We start from the raw sequence: 19,086 nt of genomic DNA, 5'->3' as shown, positions 1-19,086 counted from the left end.
AGGGAGCTGTGGCGAGGGAGCTTGCTCCCGCTGGGCTGCGTAGCGGCCCCAAGATCTTTGGGAGCGCTGCGCACTCCAGCGGGAGCAAGCTCCCTCGCCGCACAAGCTCCCTGCCACACAAGCTCACTCGCCACACGAGTCCCGGGGTTATTGCTCTGTCAGTGCAAACTGCGTCAGGCAGAACGTCGCAATGCCCATGTCTTCCAGGCGCTGGGAACCACCCAGCTCCGGCAGATCGATGATCGCCGCCGCTTCGAAAATCCGTGCGCCCATGCGCCGCGCCAGGTTGGCCGCTGCGATCAGCGTGCCGCCGGTGGCGATCAGGTCATCGAACATCAGTACCGAATCACCTTCACACAGGCTGTCGGCGTGCACTTCCAGGAAGGCTTCGCCGTATTCGGTCTGGTAACTCTCGGCCAGCACGTCAGCCGGCAATTTGCCTTGCTTGCGGAACAGGATCAGCGGTTTGTTCAACTGATAGGCAATGATCGAACCGATCAAGAAGCCTCGGGCATCCATCGCGCCGATGTGGGTGAAGTCGGCTTCGACGTAGCGGTGTACGAAGGTGTCGGCCACCAGGCGCAAGGCCTTGGGCGACTGGAACAGCGGCGTGATATCGCGAAAGATCACCCCAGGCTTGGGGAAGTCGATGACTGGGCGAATCAGGGATTTGATGTCGAACGAATCGAAGACCATCGTCGAGGAGTCCTGGGGAGGAAAGCGGACTCGAAGTATACCTGCGGCCCAGCCGATTGGCTCGGCCGCAAGCGTCTGGATCAACCGTCGAGCGAACCGCCAGCCAATGCGCAGAGCTGGATCGGGTCGAGGATATGCACTTCCTTGCCTTCGGCCGCAATCAACTCGTTCTGCTGGAAGCGGGTGAATACCCGGGACACGGTTTCCACCGCCAGGCCCAGGTAGTTGCCGATTTCGTTGCGCGACATGCTCAGGCGGAACTGGTTGGCCGAGAAACCCCGCGCGCGGAAACGTGCGGAAAGGTTGACCAGGAAAGTGGCAATACGCTCGTCGGCGGTTTTCTTCGACAACAACAGCATCATCTGTTGGTCGTCGCGGATTTCCCGGCTCATCACGCGCATCAGCTGGCGACGCAATTGCGGCAGCTGCAGGGCCAGTTCATCCAGGCGTTCGAACGGGATTTCACACACCGATGTGGTTTCCAGGGCCTGGGCCGACACGGGGTGAATCTCAGTGTCCATGCCCGACAGTCCGACCAGTTCGCTCGGCAGGTGGAAGCCGGTGATCTGTTCTTCGCCGCCATCGCTCAGGCTGAAGGTTTTCAGCGCGCCAGAACGTACTGCATAAACGGAGTCAAACTTGTCGCCCTGGCGAAACAGGAACTCGCCTTTTTTCAGTGGGCGACCGCGTTTAACGATCTCGTCCAGCGCTTCCATGTCTTCCAGATTCAACGAAAGTGGCAGGCACAGGGGGGCCAGGCTGCAATCCTTGCAATGAGCCTGGCTATGAGCGCGCAGTTTAACTGGCTCGGACATTTCTTAAATCCTTGTGGGAAAACACACATAAGACGTAAGGGTACCGCACTGGGGGACGATCAGGCCAGCGTGTACAAAAAAGCAGCAGCGGTATAAAGAATTTTGTATCGAGGTCGATACAAGATTGTCACTCCTAGAGCTGGAGGCTCAGATCATGCTTTCCATTGGCGCAACCAACCCTGCCATTGTTTCTTCGCTAACCGTGCCTGATGCGAAAAAAGACCCCGCTGCAGACGATAAAGACCAAGCGTCTTCGACCAATCGGGCCACTGACACCAAGCCCCAAGGACTGGTGGTGGATATCTCGGGGGCGGGGCTGAAAGCCTCCAAGGCCAGCACCAACTCCAACAAGGACATTGACGACAGCAACCTGAAAGACAACATCAAGCAGCTGTTGAAAATGATTCGCGAGATGAGAAAACAGCTCGCCGAGAAGATGGCTCAGCTCTCAGCTGCCATGTCCGACGCCTCAAAGACCCCGCAGGCAAGGCAGGCCAGAGTGGCCGCCTTGCAGAGTGATATCGCGACATTGCAGGCCGGCTTGATGACGGCCCAATCGCAGTTGACCAAGGCCTTGAAGGACGAGTCTCCCGAGTCGCAGCTGGAAGCGATGGCCCTGCTGGCGAAGTAGGACAGGTTCAGATTACCCGCGAAAATCGTTGCCGATTCTGGTGCTCCAGATAGGCATCGAACACCATGCACACCGAGCGTACCAGCAGGCGCCCCGCCGGCAATACGCGGATGCCCTGTGGGTCGAGTTCGATCAGTCCGTCCTCGGTCATCGCCTCCAGTTGCGGCCAGAGCTCGTCGAAATAGCCGCGAAAATCGATGTTGAAGGCCTGTTCGATCTTCTCGAAATTCAGGCTGAACGTGCAGATCAGCTGCTGGATCACTTCCCGTCGCAACCGGTCATCCGTGGTGCATAACAACCCACGGCTGGTGGCCAGTTGCGCGCCGGCGAGGGCGTTCTGGTAGTGGTTCAGGTCGCTGCTGTTCTGGCAGTACAGGTCGCCGATCTGGCTGATCGCCGACACCCCAAGCCCGATCAAATCGCAATGCCCATGGGTGGTGTAGCCCTGGAAGTTGCGTTGCAGCGTGCCTTCTTCCTGGGCGACGGCCAATTCGTCGTCCGGCAGGGCAAAGTGGTCCATGCCGATGTAGCGGTAGCCCGCCCGGGTCAACTGCTCGATGGTGGTTTGCAGCATCAGCAGTTTTTCCGCCGGGGAGGGCAGGTCGTCGGTGTTGATCCGTCGCTGGGGCATGAACCGTTCCGGCAGGTGTGCATAGTTGAACACCGAGAGGCGGTCCGGTTGCAGGCTGATGACTTCTTCCACGGTGCGGGCGAAATTCAGCGGTGTCTGCTTGGGCAAACCGTAGATCAGGTCGATATTGATCGAACGAAACTGCAGGGTGCGCGCTGCGTCAATTACTGCGCGGGTTTCTTCCAGGCTTTGCAGGCGGTTCACCGCACGCTGCACTTCGGGGTCCAGGTCCTGCAGGCCGATACTGACGCGGTTGAACCCCAGTTCACGCAGCAGGCCCATGGTCGCCCAGTCGGCTTCCCGTGGGTCGATTTCAATCCCGTAGTCGCCGGAGTCATCGTCCAGCAGGTTGAAGTGCTGGCGCAGGCGGCCCATGACCTGACGCAGCTCGTCATGGCTGAGAAAGGTCGGGGTGCCGCCGCCGAAGTGCAGCTGCTCCACCGGCTGTTTGGGGTCGAGGTGGCACGCCACCAACTGGATTTCCTGCTCCAGGCGTTGCAGATAGGCGTGAGCCCGGCCGCGATCCTTGGTGATGACCTTGTTGCAGGCGCAGTAGTAGCAAATGTTGGCGCAAAACGGCACATGCACATACAGCGACAGGGGCCGTACGGCCTTGCGGCTGTCGCGCAGGGCGTGGAGCAGGTCGAAGGTGCCGACCTGGCTGTCGAATTGTACGGCGGTGGGGTACGAGGTATAGCGTGGCCCCGCCAGGTCGTAGCGGTGAATCAGATCAGTGTCCCAACGAATGGCGTCGAGCATGCGGGCGTTCCCCCGGATAGGCTAGTGGGCCGAGTCTAGGGGCTGGGTGGGGAAGCCATCTTGATTTGCATCAACGGGGAGCGGCGCTATGCCACATGGCGATCTAGTGGCCCATCAGCCAGTGCTGGTGCGGCCCGGGCAAGGTCCAGATGCCGAACAGGATGACCAGCAGGCCACCGGCCATCCGCACGCTGCGTTTGCGCAATAACGCGGTGACTCGATCAGCGGCTAAGCCCGTGGCCAGCAGTACCGGCCAGGTGCCAAGGCCGAACGCGAGCATCAGCACCGCACTGTCCAGCGCATTGCCCTGGCTGGCCGCCCACAGCAACGTGCTGTAGACCAACCCGCACGGCAACCAGCCCCAGAGCGCACCCAGCAGCAACGCCCGGGGCAGGCTGGACACCGGCAGCAAACGGTTGGCAACCGGCTGGATATGCCGCCACAGGCCGCGCCCGAGGCTTTCGATACGGGTCAGGCCGCTCCACCAGCCGGCCAGGTACAAGCCCATGCAGATCAGCAACAGCCCGGCGAGGATGCGCATGAACATCGCTGCCGGACTGTTGGCCACGGCCCAGCCGGCCAGGCCGATCAGCAAGCCGGCGGTGGCGTAGCTGAGGATGCGCCCCAGGTTGTAGGCCAGCAGCAGGCGAAAGCGCCGACTGCGTTGCTCCTTGGGAATCGCCAGGGTCAGCGCGCCCATCAGGCCGCCACACATACCCAGGCAATGGCCGCCGCCCAGCAGGCCGAGGATCACTGCCGAGACCAGCAGGGGCGCCAGTTCAAGCATGGGGCGGATCTTTCGGCTTGGGCGGTTGTTCAGGGCCGTTGGCTTCATCGACGGCCGCCAGGTGGTTCGGGTCCTGGTCATCGAACAGCACGCTGTGGGCCGGGCCATCGAGGTCGTCGTACTGGCCGCTGTCCACCGCCCAGAAGAAGATGTAAATGGCGATGGCCACGATCAACAGCGCCGCCGGGATCATCACGTAAAGAGCTGGCATCTGCACTCCATGCCCGCGCGGCTCAAGCCGGCAGCGGGCGGGTTACGGGGGCGGGGCTCACGGCTGGCGTGCTCGGCATGCGAGTCAGGCGCAGGGCATTGAGCACCACGGTCAACGAACTGAGGGACATGCCGATCGCCGCCCAGATGGGAGTGATCCAGCCGAGGGCGGCAAACGGCAACATCAGGCCATTGTACAGCCCGGCCCACAGCAGGTTTTCAATGATTACCCGGCGGGTGCGCCGGGCCAGGGTAAAGGCTTGCACCAGGGCGTTGAGGCGGTTCGACAGCAACACCGCGTCGGCGCTGGTCTTGGCCAGGTCGGTGGCCGAGCCCATGGCCACGCTGATATCGGCGGCGGCCAGCACCGGCACATCGTTGACGCCATCGCCGAGCATCAGCACCTTGCGGCCTTCCTTGTGCAGCTGTTGCAGCATTTGCAGCTTGTCATCGGGGCGCAGGCCGCCATGGGCTTCGTCGATGCCCAGCTCGGCGGCGACACTGGCAACCATCGGCGAGCTGTCTCCCGACAGCAGCAACGTGCGCCAGCCGCGTGCCTTGCAGGCGGCGAGCAAGGCGGGCGCGTCGCTGCGCAGGCGGTCATCCAGGACAAACCAGGCCAGGGCGCCGTCGGTGTCGCCCAGCAGCAGCCATTGGCCGGCTTCCTTCGGCGAGGCGGGGAGGGCGCAGCCGCTCAGTTCGCAAACAAAACCCGGCTGGCCAATGCGCAACCGGCGGTCACCGACGCGGCCTTCCAGGCCCAGGCCCGGCGTGCTGAGCACTTCATCCGCCGCCAACGGCGCGCGGCCGAATGCGCGGGCGATAGGATGTTCCGAACGTTGCTCCAGCGCCGCCGCGAGGCTCAGGCACTCGTCGCTGCCCAGCAGGCTCAACGGGCGGATCGCGCGCAACGCCAGGCGACCTTCGGTAAGGGTGCCGGTCTTGTCGAAAATCACCGTGTCGATCTGGTTCAGGCCTTCCAGCACGTGGCCGCGGGTCAGCAGCAGCCCGAGTTTGTGCAGGGTGCCGGTGGCTGCCGTCAGGGCGGTGGGTGTTGCCAGTGAGAGGGCGCAAGGGCAGGTCGCAACCAGCATCGCCAGGACGATCCAGAACGCCCGTGACGAATCCAGCTCCCACCACACCAGGCCGATGACCGCAGCGGCGACCAACGAGCACAACAGGAACCATTGGGCGGCGCGGTCGGCGATCTCCGCCAGCCGGGGTTTCTCCGCCTGGGCCCGCTCCAGCAGGCGCACGATGGCCGACAGGCGCGTGTCGTGGCCCAGGGCGCGGACTTCGACGGTCAGCGCACCTTCGACGTTGAGGGTGCCGGCAGTGACGGCATCGCCGACCTGGCGTGGTTGCGGCAGGTACTCGCCGGTCAGCAGCGATTCGTCGATGCTCGACTGGCCGTCGAGGATGATGCCGTCTGCCGGCAGCACCGCCCCCGGATGCACCAGTACCCGGTCGCCCAGGGCCAGTTCGCTGAGCAGGATCCGTTCACTTTGCCCGTCGGCACTCATGCGCAGGCACGAGGCTGGCAACAGGTTGACCAACTGCGCGGTGGCTGCCGCCGTACGTTCCCGGGCGCGACGCTCCAGGTAGCGCCCAGCCAGCAGGAACAGGGCAAACATGCCGACTGCATCGAAATACAGTTCGCCGGTGCCGGTGATGGCGGTCCAGATTCCGGCCAGGTAGGCACCGCCAATGGCCAGGGACACCGAAACATCCATGGTCAGGTGGCGGGTGCGCAGGTCGCGCATCGCCCCCTTGAAAAACGGCGCGCAGCTGTAGAACACGATGGGCGTTGTCAGAAACATCGCGACCCAGCGCAGGATCACGTGCAGCTCCGGGCTCAGGTCGATATTGAATTCCGGCCAGGTGGCCATCGTCGCCATCATCGCCTGGAACCACAGCAGCCCGGCCACCCCCAGTTGACGCAGGGCCAGGCGGTTTTCGCTGGCCAGTTGTTCAGCGGCACGGTCGGCTTGATACGGGTGGGCGGCGTAGCCGATGTGGCGCAACTCGCCGAGCAGTTGGCTCAGGGGCAATTGCCCGTCGGCCCAGCGCACGTGCAGGCGGTGGTTGGACAGGTTCAGGCGTGCCTCGGCCACGGCGGGCAGGCTGCGCAGGTGTTTTTCGATCAGCCAGCCACAGGCGGCGCAACTGATGCCTTCCATCAACAGTGTGGCTTGCGACAGGTCACCGTCGTGGCGCACGAAAGGCTTTTGCACATCGGCACGGTCATACAGCGCCAGCTCGTCCACCAGTTGCACCGGCAGCGCCTCGGGGTTGGCCGAGGCTTCGCTGCGGTGCTGGTAATAGCTTTCCAGGCCACCGGCGACAATTGCCTCGGCCACCGCCTGGCAGCCCGGGCAGCACAGCTCGCGGGGCTCGCCGAGGATCACGGCAGTGAACCGGCTGCCGGGCGGCACGGGCAGGGCGCAGTGGTAGCAGGGGATTGGGGTGGTCATGGCTCAGTTCCGATGAGCGTTCCCACTCTCTGCGTGGGAACGCTTCGCTGGACGCTCCGCGTCCGCTCTTGTGACGCGGAGCGTCACGGGATGCATTCCCACGCAGAGCGTGGGAACGATCAAACAGGTGACGCTCTATTTTTTCAGGTCTTCAGCACCCTGCAGCGGTTCGTCGCCCAGCAGCAAGTCCTTGTCATGGCTGACCTGTTCTTCTTCAAACATACGCCAGGTCCGGTCGCCTTCCACCCCCAGCAGCTCGACGAAGCGGCGGCCTTCGACCTTGTCGGTCACCTGGCCGATGTAGCGGCCGGGCTCGCTGTCGCTGCGGGTCAGGATGATCTTGCGATCCTTCTCCGGCTGGGTTGGCGAAATCAGGTTCAGCTCCAGGGTGCCGGGCCCGCTGTTGCCGGTCAGGTGCAATTCGACTTCGCCGGTCAACTCGTCCAGGTGCACCTTGGCCCGCAGTTGCAGAGTCTGGGCCAGCAGTTCGCGGTCCAGGGAACGGTTGATGCCTTTGCCGGCCTCGTAATAGTTGTCGTTGACCAGGTTGTCGGGGTTGTTCACCGCGATGGTCACCATGGACAAGGTCAACGTCACCGAGCAGGTCAGGATCCCAATGATGATCCAGGGCCAGAGGTGCTTGTACCAGGGGCTTGCGGCAGTAGCTGCGGGCATTGTTCGGCTCTCTATTAACGGACTTGTGGGCCGATGAATCGGCTCTTGGCTTCAATGTGGACGCTGTCGTCATCGGCATCCCTGAGGATGAATTTCACCTCGTTGGTGCTCGACGGCAGTTGTTCCGGTGCGCTCGACAACTCCACCGGCATGCTGAAGATTTCCCCGGCCGCTACCTTGATCTCGCGCCGGCCTTGCAGCTTGAGGTCTGGCAGGCCTGCGGCGTCAAGCACGTAGGTGTGGTCGCGCTGGTCCTTGTTCATGATCTTCAGGCTGTAGACGTTTTCGATCCGGCCCTCGGCGTTTTCGCGGTACAGCACGCGGTCCTTGCTGACGTCGAAACCCACCAGCGAGCGCACGAAGAAGGCGGCCACCAACAGGCTGATCATCGCCAGCAGCACCAGGGCATAACCGATCAGGCGCGGGCGCAGCTTATGGGTTTTCTGCCCGGACAGGTTGTGCTCGGTGGTGTAGCTGATCAGCCCGCGCGGGTATTCCATCTTGTCCATGATGTTGTCGCAGGCGTCGATGCAGGCCGCGCAGCCGATGCATTCAATCTGCAGGCCGTCACGGATGTCGATGCCGGTAGGGCACACCTGCACGCACATCGTGCAATCGATGCAGTCCCCCAAGCCCTGGGCCTTGTAGTCGATACCTTTTTTGCGCGGCCCACGGACTTCGCCACGGCGCGGGTCGTAGGAAACGATCATCGTGTCCTTGTCGAACATCACGCTCTGGAAACGCGCATACGGGCACATGTAGATGCACACCTGCTCGCGCAGCCAGCCGGCGTTGCCGTAGGTGGCGAGGGTGAAGAAGCCGACCCAGAAATACGACCAGCCATCCGCCTGGCCGGTGAAGAAATCGAACACCAGTTCACGGATCGGCGAGAAGTAGCCGACAAAGGTCATGCCGGTGACGAAGCCGATGATCAGCCACAGGCTGTGCTTGCCGAACTTGCGCAGGAACTTGTTGGCGCTCATCGGCGCCTTGTCCAGCTTGATGCGCTGGTTGCGGTCGCCTTCGGTGACCTTTTCGCACCACATGAAGATCCAGGTCCACACGCTTTGCGGGCAGGTGTAGCCGCACCAGACGCGGCCGGCATACACGGTGATGAAGAACAGGCCAAACGCCGCCACGATCAGGATGCCCGACAGCAGGATGAAATCCTGGGGCCAGAAAGTCGCGCCAAAAATGAAGAATTTACGCTCCGGCAGGTTCCACCAGACAGCCTGGTGGCCACCCCAGTTCAGCCACACGGTGCCGAAGTAGAGCAGGAACAAACCGGCACCCCCGAGCATCCGCAGATTGCGGAACAAGCCGGTGAAGGCACGGGTGTAGATTTTCTCCCGCGATGCGTAGAGATCGACGGTGTTATTCGAATTTTTGGCAGGCGGAGTAACGTCATGTACCGGAATCTGGTTGCTCATCATTGCATCCCACGGCAGTGGAGATTTGCCTCGGCCAGTACGTGCCGGCCGGGGTCAAAATAGGGGTGTTGCAGTGGCCTAATGATACGCCCCTGATACCCTTCGACGGGTGCGACCTTTGGTCGCGTTGGGGGAAATCAATTGATGGTGTACGTGATCTGGGTCAATTGACTTGTGAAGTATGGACGGTTTTCGCAGCCTTACCGGTCATTCGTCCCATGGATTGATCAGCGCGACGCCGCTGGATTGAAAGTCGCCAGTGTTGCGCGTGACCACTGTCAGCCCATGAACCAGCGCGGTTGCAGCGATCAGCGCGTCACTTTCGTTGGCTTGGTCTGGCACATGCAAGCTGGCACAGCGCAGGGCAACTGCTGCATCAATCGGCAGGATTCTGGCATCAAACGCCGGCATGACATGGCGCTTGAGCCATGTGCGCAAAACCTTCCCCTGGGCGGGATCACGCCGCTCCATTCGCAGGACTCCTGTTTCCAGTTCCTTCAAGGTAATGGCCGAAATATACATCCGTGGCGCGATGACACTTTTGGCCCAGGCGACGACCTTGGCATCGGCCTGGGGTTTGCGCAGTTCAGAGATGACGTTGGTGTCGAGTAGATACATCAAGTGAAGTCCACGGGTCGATGAGTGATCACGGCGCGTTCGGTTTCGAACTCGATATCTGCCGCTTCTGGCATCACCAACAGGTCAACGATGTCGGCATTGAGGCCTGTCAGTTTTTGGTAGTCCTCAATGCTTAGCAGTACATGGGCAGGCTTGCCCCGGTCAGTGATAAAAACCGGGCCTTGGCGGGCGGCTTTTTTGGCACCGCTTGTGTCTTGATTGAATTCACGGCTGGAAATGGTGGTGATGGTCATGGGGGCTAACCTCCGTATGGAGTACGAATGTAGTCACGTTACTACCTGCGGTTTTCTTGATCAATCTCAAATGTAGATGCGTTGCTGGCGGTGACGACTTTTTCGACTTGAAAACAAAACGGCCCCGCCAATCTCCACTGGCGGGGCCGTTTTTTTTCACCGCTTTTCCTCACACGGCGTCTGGCGGCTTGTTCCCATGGGACAGTCCGAAACATACGCCGCCAGCAAGTGCACCTTGCCGTTTCCCTTGCGACTTCCTGGTGTTGAGTAAGTAAATCAGGAGAGGTCTACGGGCCGGTGTGGTGGCGTTTTTATACCTGCTTTTTGCGCTGTTAAATAACCTACAACGATTGGTTAGGAAGCTGACGCTTCTGCGATATCAGTTCTTAGGCCCAAACGAGCCTTTGTTTACACAGAATGAAACGTTTGTTGTAGGAACGCTGATCGCGTTATTGCCACGCAGGAAATGCCGACGTTGAGATCAAGTCTGGATCAGTGTTCGGCAATGTTTTGTAGCAGCGCGCAGCGTTACCACGATGAAACCTTTGATGAGCAATTGTTGAGCGTTATGCCTAGGCCTCTTGCGCGCCGATAAATTTATTTTGTTTTGACGTTATTCAAATCGAGGAAACCAATGACCATTCAACGTGCTAATGACACGCATAATGTTGGAGCCGTTCCACCATCGGCTTCGACGCTGCCAGTATCCTCTGGCATCAGCGTAGAGCAATTCAGTAGTTGGAATGATTATCGGGTGGCCGACCGTCTACTCAGAAACTTTGATAAGTATGCCGACCCTGCGCAACCAGACTACATCACCCGCGACTCTCTACGACAGGTTGCGTATGCCTCTGCGCAGAGTGGCTACAGCAGTGACGACATGAATTTTGCCCGTTCGCTGCTGGAAAATCCTGTACTCATGGAGAAACTCGATGGGTACGGAAAGCATAAGCACGATGGCAAAATCGATCGTGAAAGTATCATAACCGTGGGTCAGAATATGGGGTTTCCCCTGGCCACGATGAGTGATAAAGAACTGGCGCAAAAGCTCCTGAATGAATATGACACCTATTACCCGGAGCGCGGTTGGGGTGGAATTGATCGCAGGGAGGGTGTGACTTACGCTTCACTGAAGAACATCGCGGATGGGACGCGTCATGATCGCGGCCCAGATGAAGCGATGGTCGCGCGGGAAATCTTGAGTCGTCCTGAGTTAGTGGCACAGTTAGGACTGACGGATTGGTCTAAATCGGCTGATCGGGGGGCGATCAACGCTGCTATTAAAAGAATGGACTAAGTGCATGAAGAACGGTAACGCCTCGTCCTCGGGGTAAGTTGAGTTCCACCAATGCCCCATTACCAAAGCCCCGCGCAGCATTGGCTGCGCGGGGCTTTTTGGTTTTAATGCTTACTGCTCCTCAACTGCCTTGTCTCCATGGGACAGGCTGTAAACATAGGCCGCCAGCAAGTGCACCTTGTCATTGCCCTGCAACTGCTCCTGCGCAGGCATCTGGCCTTGACGGCCATAACGGATGGTCTGCTGCAGTTGCGCGAAGCTCGAACCGTAGATGAACGCGCCAGGGTGGGTCAGGTCAGGCGCGCCCATGGCGGGTGTACCTTTACCGGCGGGACCGTGGCACGCCACGCAGTTGGCGGCGAAGAGTTTCTCGCCGTTGGCCACGTCTGCCTTCGCGCCTTCCGGCAGTTTGCGGCCATCGAGATTGGTCACCACGAAGCCGGCCACATCGGCCACGCCTTGCTCGCCAATGACTTCGGCCCACGCCGGCATCACCGCGTGGCGGCCCTTCATGATGGTTTCCTTGATGGTGGCCGGGTCGCCGCCCCAGCGCCAGTCGGCGTCGGTCAGGTTGGGGAAGCCGTAGGCACCCTTGGCGTCGGAACCGTGGCACACCGAGCAGTTGGAGGCGAACAGGCGGCCACCCATCTTCAAGGCTTGCGGGTCCTTGGCCACTTCTTCGATCGGCATGGCGGCGAACTTGGCGAAGATCGGCCCGAACCGGGCGTCCGACTTGGCCATTTCCTTTTCCCATTCGTGCACGCCGGTCCAGCCGGTCTGGCCATTGGCAAATGGGGTTTGCTTGTCGTTGTCGAGGTAGTTGTAGCCCGGCAGCAGGCCTTTCCAGTTGCCCAGGCCAGGGTACAGCGCCAGGTAACCGAGGGCGAAGATGATGGTGCCGACGAACAGCATGAACCACCATTTGGGCAGCGGGTTGTCGTACTCCTCGATGCCGTCGAACGAGTGGCCGACGGTTTCATCGGTTTGCTCGGCGCGCTGGCCCTTGCGGGTCGACAGCAGCAGCCAGGTCAGGGCGAAAATGGTACCCAGACTGAGGACTGTGACGTACAGACTCCAGAACGTAGTCATTCTTTGTTACTCCTAGACGCTTCCACGACGTGCTTGATGGCTTCGGGATCATCCGCGAAGGGCAGCAACGTCGCGTCTTCAAACTCCGACTTGCGCTTGGGGCTGAACACCCACAAGGCCAGGCCGATAAAGGCCACCATCACGACAACGGTGCCCAGGCCTCGAATCATCCCGATATCCATCCAGATCACCGTTTGCTTTTGATGATGGTGCCAAGGCCTTGCAAGTAGGCCACCAGTGCGTCCATTTCGGTCTTGCCCTTCACGGCCGCTGCCGCGCCGGCGATGTCTTCGTCGGTGTAGGGCACGCCCAGGGTGCGCAAGACTTCCATCTTCTTGGCGGTGTCCTTGCCGTCGAGTTTGTTTTCGACCAGGAACGGGTACGCCGGCATTTTCGATTCGGGCACCACGTTGCGCGGGTTGTACAAGTGCGCACGCTGCCAGTCATCGGAGTAACGACCGCCGACCCGGGCCAGGTCCGGGCCGGTACGCTTGGAACCCCACAGGAATGGGTGGTCCCACACGCTTTCACCGGCGACCGAGTAGTGGCCGTAGCGTTCGGTTTCGGCACGGAACGGGCGGATCATCTGCGAGTGGCAGCCGACACAACCGTTGGCGATGTAGACGTCGCGGCCTTCCAGTTCAAGGGCGGTGCGCGGCTTCATGCCTTCCACCGGCTTGTTGGTCACGTCCTGGAAAAACAGCGGAACGATCTGGGTCAGGCCGCCGATACTCACGGCGATGACCATGAAGAAGGCCAGCAGGCCGATATTCTTCTCGACTACTTCATGCTTCATCAGTGAGCTCCCACAACGGCGATCTTGGTAGCGGCTTCGGCTTCTACAGGGTCGGAGGCACGCACGGTGCGCCACACGTTGTAGGCCATGAACAGCATGCCGCTGGCAAAGATCGCACCGCCGAGGGCGCGCACGATGTAACCCGGATGGCTGGCTTGCAGCCCTTCGACGAAGGAGTAGGTGAGGGTGCCGTCATCGTTGATTGCACGCCACATCAGGCCCTGGGTGATGCCGTTGACCCACATCGAGGCGATGTAGAGCACGGTACCGATGGTGGCCAGCCAGAAGTGCGTGTTGATCAGGCTGACGCTGTGCATCTGCGCACGGCCGAACAGTTTCGGGATCATGTGGTACAGCGCGCCGATGGAAATCATCGCTACCCAACCGAGGGCGCCGGCGTGTACGTGGCCGATGGTCCAGTCGGTGTAGTGGGACAGCGAGTTGACCGTCTTGATGGCCATCATCGGGCCTTCGAAGGTCGACATGCCGTAGAACGCCAGGGAGACCACCAGGAACCGCAGGATCGGGTCGGTGCGCAATTTATGCCAGGCGCCCGACAGGGTCATCATGCCGTTGATCATGCCGCCCCAGCTTGGCGCGAGCAGGATGATCGACATCGCCATGCCCAGGGACTGGGCCCAGTCCGGCAATGCGGTGTAGTGCAGGTGGTGCGGACCGGCCCAGATGTACAGGGTGATCAGGGCCCAGAAGTGCACGATGGACAGGCGATAGGAGTAGATCGGACGCTCGGCCTGTTTCGGCACGAAGTAGTACATCATCCCCAGGAAGCCGGTGGTGAGGAAGAAACCTACGGCGTTGTGGCCGTACCACCACTGGATCATTGCGTCCGTCGCACCGGCGTAGGCCGAGTAGGACTTGAAGAAGCTGACCGGCAAGGACGCATGGTTGACGATATGCAGCATCGCCGTCACCAGGATAAACGCCCCGTAGAACCAGTTGCCGACATAGATGTGCTTGGTCTTGCGCTTGACGATGGTGCCGAAGAACACCACTGCGTAGGTCACCCAGACAATCGCCAGCAAAATGGCGATCGGCCATTCCAGCTCGGCGTATTCCTTGGTGGTGGTGTAGCCCAGCGGCAGGGTGACGATCGCGCCCACGATGACCGCTTGCCAACCCCAGAAGGTAAAGGCCGCCAGTGCATCGGAAATCAGTCGCGTTTGGCAGGTTCGCTGCACGACGTAGTAAGAAGTGGCAAACAGTGCACATCCACCGAAGGCGAAAATCACCAGGTTGGTGTGCAACGGGCGCAGGCGTCCAAATGTCGTCCATGGCAGGCCAAAATTCAACTCTGGCCAAACCAGTTGCGAGGCAATGAAAACGCCGAGCCCCATGCCAAGGATCCCCCAGACCACCGTCATGATGGCGAACTGGCGGACTACCTTATAGTTATAAGCAGTCGGACTGATTGCTGTGCTCATTCTAAGGTTCCACGGTTTAGTTTTTTTATAGGGTAAAAATCGGTCGCAAGTATGGAGAAAGCAAGATTCCATTGCAACGCAAGGTGACCTGCGTCAATGCGTTCCAAACCAGATTCTGCGCCCTTTCCATGTTTGGCGTAAGGACAAAATTCAGGGTTAAAAGCTGACGACTTGGACAGGATTTTAAACGGGTCGAAGGTACTTGTAACCGAGTGTGTGTAAACAAGCAGCTCGGGTGACGAATGGCCAGTGGCACGACAGCCGGTAGGTACCAGCCTTTGCGCCTGTCATCGAGCAGAAATGTTTCAACCCATCGAGTGCAAGTCGGCCGTCGACCGGCCAATGCCAGTCCACTGTGCAAACAAGCGTAGACCCGAATGGCAGGAGGGGAAAGTCAGCGATCGGAAGGGTGCGACAATGGGTCGCAAAAAAGCCGCGCCTGAATCAGGCGCGGCTTTTGGGTGGTGCAGGATTACTCGGGTTGGCTGTCAGGCGTTGCGCCATCAGCATTGTGGGACAGGCTGTAAACATAGGCGGCCAGCAGGTGCACCTTGTCATTGCCTTGCAGTACTTCCTGCGCAGGCATCTGGCCCTGGCGGCCGTGGCGAATGGTCTGCTGCAACTGCGCCAGGCTGGTGCCGTAGATAAAGCCGCCTGGCTGCGTCAGGTTCGGCGCGCCCATGGCTTCCACGCCATGGCCTTCCGGCCCGTGGCAGGCGACACAGGTGGTGCTGAATGCCACCTGGCCCGCGGCGACATCCGCAGTGCTGTCAGCCGGCAGCGGCAGGCCCGCCAATTCATGACGCACATAGGCTGCGACGTTCTTCACACCGTCCTCACCCAGCACTTCACCCCAGGCAGGCATCGCGGCATGACGGCCATTCATGATGGTCATCTTGATTGCATCCGCCGAACCGCCCCAGCGCCAGATGTTGTCTGCCAGGTTCGGGAAGCCGTAGGCGCCCTTGGCGTCCGAGCCATGGCACACCGCGCAGTTGGAGGCGAACAGGCGGCCGCCCATTTTCAGCGCCTGCGGGTCCTTGGCGACTTCTTCCACCGGCATGGCCGCGAATTTGGCGAAGATCGGCCCGAATTTGGCGTCGGCCTTGGCCATCTCCTTGTCCCATTCCTTGGTCTGGGTCCAGCCATCTTCATAGCCCGGCAATACGCCTTTCCAGTTGCCCAGGCCCGGGTAGAGGATCAGGTAGCCGACGGCAAACACCAGGGTGCCGGCGAACAGCATGAACCACCATTGCGGCAGCGGGTTGTCGTACTCCTCGATCCCGTCGAAGGCGTGGCCCATGGTCTGGTCCACGCTGCCCTTGGTCTCGCCCTTGCGGGTGCCGATCAACAGCCAGGTCAGGCCGATCAGGCTGCCGAGGGTCAGTACACAGATCCATGTACTCCAGAAGGTAGTCATGGCCGGTTGCTCCTTGTTGCAGGCTCTTCTTGAGCGTCGGGGGTTGGCGGTAGCGGTTCATCGGCAAACGGCAGCAGGCACGCCTCGGCGAACTCCGAATTGCGCCGGGAGTTGAACACCCACAGCGACAAGCCGATGAAGGCGATGGCCACGACCAGCGTGCCAAGCCCGCGGATGGTTCCAGCATCGAAATCAAATCCCATGGCTCACCTCTTGCTCTTGATGGCAGTGCCGAGCACTTGCAGGTACGAAACCAGCGCGTCCATCTCGGTCTTGCCCTTGAGGGAGGCCACGGCACCGGCGATGTCGTCGTCGGTGTACGGCACGCCGAGGGTGCGCATCACCTTGAGCTTGGTCTCGGTGTGGCTGCTGTCGACCGGGGCGGTGACCAGCCATGGGTACGCCGGCATCTTCGATTCCGGTACCACGTTGCGCGGGTTGTACAAGTGCGCGCGGTGCCAGTCGTCCGAGTAGCGCGCGCCGACGCGGGCCAGGTCCGGCCCGGTACGCTTGGAGCCCCACAGGAACGGGTGATCCCACACGCTTTCACCGGCCACCGAGTAGTGGCCATAACGCTCTGTTTCGGCGCGGAACGGGCGGATCATCTGCGAATGGCACTGTACGCAGCCTTCGCGGATATAGATGTCGCGGCCTTCCAGTTGCAGCGCGGTGTAGGGCTTCATGCCTTCCACCGGCTTGTTGGTCACATCCTGGAAGAACAGCGGCACAATCTGGGTCAGGCCGCCGATGCTCACGGCGAGCACCATCAGCAGCATCAGCAGGCCGACGTTCTTTTCAATGGTTTCGTGTTTCATCATCGACTCCTCAGGCCATCTGCGCCGCAGCGGCGACTTCGGCGGGTTGTGCCGAACGCACGGTGCGCCAAGTGTTGTAAGCCATCAGGAACATGCCGCTGAGGAAGATCGCCCCGCCCACCAGTCGCACGATGAAGCCTGGGTGGCTGGCCACCAGGGTTTCGACGAAGGAGTAGGTCAAGGTGCCGTCTTCGTTGACCGCACGCCACATCAGGCCCTGGGCGATGCCGTTGACCCACATCGAGGCGATGTAGAGCACGGTGCCGATGGTGGCCAGCCAGAAGTGCGCGTTGATCAGGCCGAGGCTGTACATCTGCTCGCGACCGAAGATTTTCGGGATCATGTGATACAGCGCGCCGATGGAGATCATCGCTACCCAACCCAGCGCCCCGGCGTGTACGTGGCCGATGGTCCAGTCGGTGTAGTGGGAGAGGGCATTGACCGTCTTGATCGCCATCATCGGCCCTTCGAAGGTCGACATGCCGTAGAAGGCCAGGGAAACCACCAGGAATCGCAGGATCGGGTCGCTGCGCAACTTATGCCAGGCGCCCGACAGGGTCATCATCCCGTTGATCATCCCGCCCCAGCTCGGTGCCAGCAGTACCAGCGACATCACCATGCCCAGGGACTGTGCCCAGTCCGGCAGCGCGGTGTAGTGCAAGTGGTGCGGGCCGGCCCAGATGTACAGGGTGATCAGTGCCCAGAAGTGCACGATGGACAGGCGATAGGAATACACCGGGCGTTCGGCCTGTTTCGGCACGAAGTAGTACATCATCCCCAGGAAGCCGGCGGTGAGGAAAAAGCCTACCGCGTTATGCCCATACCACCACTGCACCATGGCATCCGTCGCACCGCCGTACAGCGAGTAGGACTTGGTCAGGCTGACCGGAATTTCCAGGTTGTTGACGATATGCAGGATGGCCACGGTGATGATGAACGCACCGAAGAACCAGTTACCGACGTAGATGTGCTTGGTGTTGCGCTTCATCACCGTGCCGAAGAACACGATGGCATAGGCCACCCAGACGATGGTGATCAGGATGTCGATCGGCCATTCCAGCTCGGCGTATTCCTTGGAGCTGGTGTAGCCCAGCGGCAAGGTGATCGCGGCCAGCACAATCACCAGCTGCCAGCCCCAGAAGCAGAACTGCGCGATCTTTGGCGCGAACAATTGGGTCTGGCAGGTGCGTTGCACCGAGTAGAAGGAGCTGGCAAACAGCGCGCAACCGCCAAAGGCAAAGATCACCGCGTTGGTGTGCAGCGGGCGCAAGCGGCCGAAACTGGTCCAGGGCAAATTGAAGTTGAGTTCGGGCCATACCAACTGGGCAGCGAGAAAAACCCCGAGCCCCATGCCGACGATGCCCCACACCACCGTCATAATGGCGAATTGGCGGACCACCTTGTAGTTATAGGCGGTACTTAAAGTAGTGTTCATGGTTCCCCATCCACGGTTCAACCCAAGCAAATGCGGCACTTGGGCTGGAGTTATAGGCAGACTAAAAAGCGAGGCAAGCATGGGCAAAGAGCACAAGGCCAGTATTGACGGGGATCAATGGGCGCAGTGTGTGCGGGAACACGGCTGGTTGTGGGATGTCGCCACAGGGTCTATCGCGCGTACGCCCACGACGTTGATCCTGGCCCACGGCGCGGGTGCGCCGATGGACTCGGGCTTCATGAACGACATGGCTGCACGCCTTGCCGGGCATGGCGTGAACGTGTTGCGCTTCGAGTTTCCCTACATGGCCCAGCGCCGTGTGGACGGGGGCAAACGCCCACCCAATCCAGCCCCGAAACTGCTGGAATGCTGGCGTGAGGTGTATGCCGAGGTGCGACGTCATGTCGCTGGGAAACTGGCGGTGGGCGGCAAGTCCATGGGCGGGCGGATGGCCAGTTTACTGGCGGATGAACTGGGCGCGGATGCGCTGGTGTGCCTGGGTTATCCGTTTTATGCGGTGGGCAAGCCGGAGAAACCCCGGACCGAGCATCTGGCCGGACTGAAGACGCCGACGTTGATTGTGCAGGGCGAGCGGGATGCGCTGGGCAATCGGGCGGCGGTGGAGGGGTATGTGTTGTCGCCGAGCATCGAGGTGATGTGGCTGGTGGCGGGGGATCATGATTTGAAGCCGTTGAAGGCTTCGGGGTTCAGTCATGAGCAGCATCTGGAGGCTGCGGCGGTGAAGGTGGCCGGGTTTCTCGGCGCCTGATAGGGCCCTTTCGCGAGCAAGCCCGCTCCCACATTTGAAATGC

General features: G+C 60.8%; 21 protein-coding genes. 3 read left to right on the top strand and 18 right to left on the bottom strand.

The window, feature by feature from the left end; translation table 11 throughout:
- Positions 1-147: 147 nt before the first annotated feature.
- Together HX824_RS03505 and fnr are read right to left on the bottom strand one after the other, a co-directional pair.
- Complete coding sequence (locus HX824_RS03505) at positions 148-696, bottom strand: adenine phosphoribosyltransferase (RefSeq protein ID WP_177008129.1); 549 nt, start codon at positions 694-696, stop codon at positions 148-150.
- An 80-nt stretch (positions 697-776) separates the two neighbouring features.
- Positions 777-1,511, bottom strand: coding sequence for a fumarate/nitrate reduction transcriptional regulator Fnr (gene fnr, locus HX824_RS03500; protein ID WP_003219044.1), 735 nt, complete (start codon positions 1,509-1,511; stop codon positions 777-779).
- 154 nt (positions 1,512-1,665) lie between these two features.
- On the opposite strand from fnr, the gene HX824_RS03495 reads away from it, so the two are divergent.
- Positions 1,666-2,142, top strand: coding sequence for a hypothetical protein (locus HX824_RS03495; RefSeq protein WP_102368378.1), 477 nt, complete (start codon positions 1,666-1,668; stop codon positions 2,140-2,142).
- A gap of 7 nt (positions 2,143-2,149) precedes the next feature.
- Here the strand turns inward: HX824_RS03495 and hemN are convergent, their stop codons facing one another.
- The 8 genes from hemN to HX824_RS03455 all read right to left on the bottom strand — a co-directional run bounded on the left by hemN (position 2,150) and on the right by HX824_RS03455 (position 9,980).
- Positions 2,150-3,532: an oxygen-independent coproporphyrinogen III oxidase gene (hemN, locus tag HX824_RS03490; RefSeq protein ID WP_003219038.1), complete on the bottom strand. Its 1,383-nt coding sequence runs from the start codon at positions 3,530-3,532 to the stop codon at positions 2,150-2,152.
- A gap of 103 nt (positions 3,533-3,635) precedes the next feature.
- Positions 3,636-4,319 carry a sulfite exporter TauE/SafE family protein gene (locus tag HX824_RS03485; RefSeq protein ID WP_008437566.1) on the bottom strand — a complete coding sequence of 228 codons (684 nt, stop codon included), beginning with the start codon at positions 4,317-4,319 and terminating at the stop codon, positions 3,636-3,638.
- Entirely contained in the window at positions 4,312-4,530 is a 219-nt protein-coding gene (gene ccoS, locus HX824_RS03480; RefSeq protein ID WP_003219033.1) for a cbb3-type cytochrome oxidase assembly protein CcoS, read from the bottom strand. Before ccoS ends, HX824_RS03485 begins: the two co-directional genes overlap by 8 nt.
- Positions 4,531-4,552: 22 nt before the next feature.
- Positions 4,553-7,003: a heavy metal translocating P-type ATPase gene (locus tag HX824_RS03475; protein WP_177054136.1), complete on the bottom strand. Its 2,451-nt coding sequence runs from the start codon at positions 7,001-7,003 to the stop codon at positions 4,553-4,555.
- A 135-nt stretch (positions 7,004-7,138) separates the two neighbouring features.
- A complete protein-coding gene (locus HX824_RS03470; protein WP_008437568.1) occupies positions 7,139-7,678 on the bottom strand; it encodes a FixH family protein in 540 nt (179 codons plus the stop codon).
- A gap of 14 nt (positions 7,679-7,692) precedes the next feature.
- Positions 7,693-9,108, bottom strand: coding sequence for a cytochrome c oxidase accessory protein CcoG (ccoG, locus tag HX824_RS03465; RefSeq protein ID WP_003219028.1), 1,416 nt, complete (start codon positions 9,106-9,108; stop codon positions 7,693-7,695).
- Positions 9,109-9,315: 207 nt separating this feature from the next.
- Entirely contained in the window at positions 9,316-9,726 is a 411-nt protein-coding gene (locus HX824_RS03460; protein ID WP_087694843.1) for a type II toxin-antitoxin system VapC family toxin, read from the bottom strand.
- Positions 9,726-9,980 (bottom strand): type II toxin-antitoxin system Phd/YefM family antitoxin, encoded by a 255-nt coding sequence (locus HX824_RS03455; RefSeq protein WP_003219024.1) that lies wholly within the window; start codon positions 9,978-9,980, stop codon positions 9,726-9,728. Before HX824_RS03455 ends, HX824_RS03460 begins: the two co-directional genes overlap by 1 nt.
- 634 nt (positions 9,981-10,614) lie before the next feature.
- On the opposite strand from HX824_RS03455, the gene HX824_RS03450 reads away from it, so the two are divergent.
- Positions 10,615-11,277 (top strand): hypothetical protein, encoded by a 663-nt coding sequence (locus tag HX824_RS03450; RefSeq protein WP_177054135.1) that lies wholly within the window; start codon positions 10,615-10,617, stop codon positions 11,275-11,277.
- 111 nt (positions 11,278-11,388) lie between these two features.
- Here HX824_RS03450 and ccoP (HX824_RS03445) read toward each other — a convergent pair whose 3' ends face one another.
- From ccoP (HX824_RS03445) to ccoN (HX824_RS03410), 8 genes are all read right to left on the bottom strand, one after another.
- Complete coding sequence (ccoP, locus tag HX824_RS03445; RefSeq protein ID WP_177054134.1) at positions 11,389-12,366, bottom strand: cytochrome-c oxidase, cbb3-type subunit III; 978 nt, start codon at positions 12,364-12,366, stop codon at positions 11,389-11,391.
- Complete coding sequence (locus HX824_RS03440; RefSeq protein WP_008437575.1) at positions 12,363-12,548, bottom strand: CcoQ/FixQ family Cbb3-type cytochrome c oxidase assembly chaperone; 186 nt, start codon at positions 12,546-12,548, stop codon at positions 12,363-12,365. The genes ccoP (HX824_RS03445) and HX824_RS03440 overlap by 4 nt, the downstream gene beginning before the upstream one ends.
- A 5-nt stretch (positions 12,549-12,553) precedes the next feature.
- Entirely contained in the window at positions 12,554-13,162 is a 609-nt protein-coding gene (gene ccoO, locus HX824_RS03435) for a cytochrome-c oxidase, cbb3-type subunit II (RefSeq protein WP_003193167.1), read from the bottom strand.
- On the bottom strand, positions 13,162-14,604 hold the full coding sequence (gene ccoN / locus HX824_RS03430) for a cytochrome-c oxidase, cbb3-type subunit I (RefSeq protein WP_003219015.1): 1,443 nt from the start codon (positions 14,602-14,604) through the stop codon (positions 13,162-13,164). The genes ccoO (HX824_RS03435) and ccoN (HX824_RS03430) overlap by 1 nt, the downstream gene beginning before the upstream one ends.
- Positions 14,605-15,076: 472 nt before the next feature.
- Complete coding sequence (ccoP, locus tag HX824_RS03425; protein WP_003219014.1) at positions 15,077-16,024, bottom strand: cytochrome-c oxidase, cbb3-type subunit III; 948 nt, start codon at positions 16,022-16,024, stop codon at positions 15,077-15,079.
- Positions 16,021-16,227, bottom strand: a complete 207-nt coding sequence (locus HX824_RS03420) for a cbb3-type cytochrome c oxidase subunit 3 (protein ID WP_008437576.1) — start codon at positions 16,225-16,227, stop codon at positions 16,021-16,023. Before HX824_RS03420 ends, ccoP (HX824_RS03425) begins: the two co-directional genes overlap by 4 nt.
- Positions 16,228-16,230: 3 nt before the next feature.
- The gene (ccoO, locus tag HX824_RS03415; RefSeq protein WP_003219010.1) at positions 16,231-16,839 is read right to left on the bottom strand and encodes a cytochrome-c oxidase, cbb3-type subunit II; all 609 of its coding nucleotides are present in this window, start codon (positions 16,837-16,839) and stop codon (positions 16,231-16,233) included.
- Positions 16,840-16,849: 10 nt separating this feature from the next.
- Positions 16,850-18,274: a cytochrome-c oxidase, cbb3-type subunit I gene (gene ccoN, locus HX824_RS03410; RefSeq protein ID WP_003219009.1), complete on the bottom strand. Its 1,425-nt coding sequence runs from the start codon at positions 18,272-18,274 to the stop codon at positions 16,850-16,852.
- 79 nt (positions 18,275-18,353) lie between these two features.
- On the opposite strand from ccoN (HX824_RS03410), the gene HX824_RS03405 reads away from it, so the two are divergent.
- Positions 18,354-19,043: an alpha/beta family hydrolase gene (locus tag HX824_RS03405; protein WP_177054133.1), complete on the top strand. Its 690-nt coding sequence runs from the start codon at positions 18,354-18,356 to the stop codon at positions 19,041-19,043.
- Positions 19,044-19,086 lie beyond the last annotated feature (43 nt).

Origin of the sequence: Pseudomonas sp. D4002 (assembly GCF_013385665.1) — a bacterium.
Taxonomy (GTDB): domain Bacteria; phylum Pseudomonadota; class Gammaproteobacteria; order Pseudomonadales; family Pseudomonadaceae; genus Aquipseudomonas.
The sequence above is the reverse complement of the archived record's forward strand: the minus strand, read 5'-3'. Positions and strand labels throughout refer to the sequence as shown.

Coding starts and splice junctions, on each gene's coding strand:
- HX824_RS03450 (WP_177054135.1), top strand. CDS start 10,615: ATGACCATTCAACGTGCTAATGACACGCATAATGTTGGAGCCGTTCCA.
- ccoP (WP_003219014.1), bottom strand. CDS start 16,024: ATGACTACCTTCTGGAGTACATGGATCTGTGTACTGACCCTCGGCAGC.
- ccoO (WP_003193167.1), bottom strand. CDS start 13,162: ATGAAGCATGAAGTAGTCGAGAAGAATATCGGCCTGCTGGCCTTCTTC.
- HX824_RS03420 (WP_008437576.1), bottom strand. CDS start 16,227: ATGGGATTTGATTTCGATGCTGGAACCATCCGCGGGCTTGGCACGCTG.
- HX824_RS03505 (WP_177008129.1), bottom strand. CDS start 696: ATGGTCTTCGATTCGTTCGACATCAAATCCCTGATTCGCCCAGTCATC.
- HX824_RS03485 (WP_008437566.1), bottom strand. CDS start 4,319: ATGCTTGAACTGGCGCCCCTGCTGGTCTCGGCAGTGATCCTCGGCCTG.
- ccoO (WP_003219010.1), bottom strand. CDS start 16,839: ATGAAACACGAAACCATTGAAAAGAACGTCGGCCTGCTGATGCTGCTG.
- HX824_RS03440 (WP_008437575.1), bottom strand. CDS start 12,548: ATGGATATCGGGATGATTCGAGGCCTGGGCACCGTTGTCGTGATGGTG.
- hemN (WP_003219038.1), bottom strand. CDS start 3,532: ATGCTCGACGCCATTCGTTGGGACACTGATCTGATTCACCGCTACGAC.
- HX824_RS03460 (WP_087694843.1), bottom strand. CDS start 9,726: ATGTATCTACTCGACACCAACGTCATCTCTGAACTGCGCAAACCCCAG.
- HX824_RS03470 (WP_008437568.1), bottom strand. CDS start 7,678: ATGCCCGCAGCTACTGCCGCAAGCCCCTGGTACAAGCACCTCTGGCCC.
- ccoN (WP_003219015.1), bottom strand. CDS start 14,604: ATGAGCACAGCAATCAGTCCGACTGCTTATAACTATAAGGTAGTCCGC.
- HX824_RS03455 (WP_003219024.1), bottom strand. CDS start 9,980: ATGACCATCACCACCATTTCCAGCCGTGAATTCAATCAAGACACAAGC.
- HX824_RS03475 (WP_177054136.1), bottom strand. CDS start 7,003: ATGACCACCCCAATCCCCTGCTACCACTGCGCCCTGCCCGTGCCGCCC.
- ccoG (WP_003219028.1), bottom strand. CDS start 9,108: ATGAGCAACCAGATTCCGGTACATGACGTTACTCCGCCTGCCAAAAAT.
- HX824_RS03495 (WP_102368378.1), top strand. CDS start 1,666: ATGCTTTCCATTGGCGCAACCAACCCTGCCATTGTTTCTTCGCTAACC.
- ccoP (WP_177054134.1), bottom strand. CDS start 12,366: ATGACTACGTTCTGGAGTCTGTACGTCACAGTCCTCAGTCTGGGTACC.
- HX824_RS03405 (WP_177054133.1), top strand. CDS start 18,354: ATGGGCAAAGAGCACAAGGCCAGTATTGACGGGGATCAATGGGCGCAG.
- fnr (WP_003219044.1), bottom strand. CDS start 1,511: ATGTCCGAGCCAGTTAAACTGCGCGCTCATAGCCAGGCTCATTGCAAG.
- ccoS (WP_003219033.1), bottom strand. CDS start 4,530: ATGCCAGCTCTTTACGTGATGATCCCGGCGGCGCTGTTGATCGTGGCC.
- ccoN (WP_003219009.1), bottom strand. CDS start 18,274: ATGAACACTACTTTAAGTACCGCCTATAACTACAAGGTGGTCCGCCAA.